At 58.6% G+C, this 856-nt stretch carries 1 protein-coding gene and 1 pseudogene; both read left to right on the top strand.

Features of this window, described 5'->3' with window-relative positions; genetic code table 11:
* On the top strand, nt 1-575 hold a 575-nt coding region (gene mmuM / locus J5224_RS31290; RefSeq protein ID WP_264628891.1), incomplete at its 5' end, for a homocysteine S-methyltransferase.
* Nucleotides 576-585: 10 nt separating this feature from the next.
* Nucleotides 586-856: pseudogene (locus J5224_RS31285) on the top strand (hypothetical protein); the annotation flags it as partial.

Genomic DNA, 856 nt, shown 5'->3' with positions numbered 1-856 from the left:
CTGTTCTGGCGAATGGCGCGGAGTACCGTGGCGATTATCAGCTCCGGCAGGCGGAGATGATGGCATTCCACCGGCCGCGCATCGCCGCGTTGGTTGACGCGGGCGTTGACGTGCTGGCATGCGAAACCCAGCCCTCGTTGCCGGAGATGGCCGCTCTGTTACAGTTGCTGCGCGAGTTTCCCTCTATCACAGCCTGGTTCTCGTTTACCCTGCGTGATGAGCAGCACATCAGCGATGGCACCCCGCTGTGTGACGTTGTGGCGCTGTTGGATAACCATCCGCAAGTTGTCGCCATGGGCATAAACTGCGTCGCAGTGGACAGTGCGACGACGGCGTTAGCGCATTTATCCTCACTGACATCCCTGCCGCTGGTTGTCTATCCCAATTCCGGCGAGCATTATGATGCTACCACTAAACGCTGGCGCGCAACCGGGGAACAGGCGTGTGCGTTGACCGCGCATCTGTCAGCCTGGAGAGCCGCGGGCGCGCGCCTGATCGGTGGGTGCTGTCGCACCACACCGCAGGATATTGCCGCTATTTCTCATGCATGCAGGCATGAGGTGCATCATCATTGAGGGAGACATCATGACCAACGAGACCGAAGGCGCTTATCGCCAACTGTGCGACACACTGGCACTCACTTTACCCATCACTTTTCTTGATATCGCTGCCGAGCAAACCGTTGTCATGTCGTCGCCGGACGCTGAAGCGTTGCGGCTGGCGGTAGGGTATGAAAAAACCGCCGCGACTTTTTTTCGCCATCTGCCCCCGACGCCAGACGAAATGGAACGGGCAATCATGACCGTAGAGGATGAAGTCACACGCATTCGCCATCAGGTGGATACGCAACATCCCC

It is taken from the genome of Candidatus Symbiopectobacterium sp. NZEC135 (assembly GCF_025962695.1).
The sequence above is the reverse complement of the archived record's forward strand: the minus strand, read 5'-3'. Positions and strand labels throughout refer to the sequence as shown.